At 70.6% G+C, this 905-nt stretch carries 1 protein-coding gene and 1 pseudogene; both read right to left on the bottom strand.

Annotated features, from left to right (window positions below; genetic code table 11):
• Positions 1-234: 234 nt before the first annotated feature.
• A complete protein-coding gene (locus tag R1101_RS0124515) occupies positions 235-600 on the bottom strand; it encodes an HNH endonuclease (RefSeq protein ID WP_016935767.1) in 366 nt (121 codons plus the stop codon).
• 58 nt (positions 601-658) lie between these two features.
• Positions 659-905, bottom strand: a pseudogene (locus R1101_RS28745) (SAM-dependent methyltransferase); the annotation flags it as partial.

Below are 905 nucleotides of genomic sequence, written 5' to 3'. Positions count from 1 at the left end.
AAGGTCGACCGTGCCGATCAGCGCGTTGATGGTCGTCTGCCCGGCACTCGCGGCCCCGCGCTGCCGGCGGCGGACGCGAGTCGGCCGGACGACGCATGCTGACGCCGCCGCGCGCACTGCGGCTGGTCGTTGCACCGGGCGGTGTGTCCCGCCCGGTCGACGATGTGGACCCTCTTCCATCCGGGGTTCGGCCGACCTCGAAACGTCACGGTGACGTATTGATTCCGGTCTTCCTCACGACGGTCGCCGCAAGCGCCGCAACTGCGCGGACAGATAATCCCGCGCACGACGATGACCCCCGACCCGGACGAGTTCGTCGCCGAGCTCCTCGAGCAACCGCGTCAGCAGCTTCTCGTCGGGTACCCAGCCGTCGCGCTGCCGGCATCGGTCGAGCCATTCGACCGGTGCGATGTGGCCGCGGTCGGCGTTGCAGCGTCGGCACGCGGCGACCTCGTTGGCGGTGATGCTCGGGCCGCCCTTCAGGCGTGGCACCAGATGATCGGTGGTCGGGGTGATCAACCGGCCGAACTCCCGTCCGCACCACAGGCACCGCCCGTCCTGACGGTCGAGGGCGAGCGAGAGTCGGGTGACGCGGTCCATCCTCCGATCGTGGCCCATCGGCGTCACCGGGGGGTCCGATCGGCGTCCGGAGAGCACTTCAGGGGCGTGCTTCGAGGACGAGGTTGAACGGGGTTTCGGTGGCGCGGCGGAAGGAGCCGAATCCGGCCTCGGCGGCGATCTCCGCGAGCCGCCGCTCCCCGGCCTGCGCGCCGAGGCCGAGTGCGACCGGCTGATCGAGCGACGACGGGGTGCACAGCACCGTCGATGCGGCGTAGTACATCCGGCCGACCGGGTTGAGGTTCTCGGGCAGGCTGTCGCGGGCGAACGGTTCGACGAGCATCACC

Source organism: Rhodococcus sp. R1101, assembly GCF_000278445.1.
Classification (GTDB): Bacteria; Actinomycetota; Actinomycetes; order Mycobacteriales; family Mycobacteriaceae; genus Rhodococcus; species Rhodococcus gordoniae.
Note: the sequence above shows the minus strand (reverse complement) of the source record. Positions and strands in the feature narration are given on the sequence as shown.

Coding starts and splice junctions, on each gene's coding strand:
- R1101_RS0124515 (WP_016935767.1), bottom strand. CDS start 600: ATGGACCGCGTCACCCGACTCTCGCTCGCCCTCGACCGTCAGGACGGG.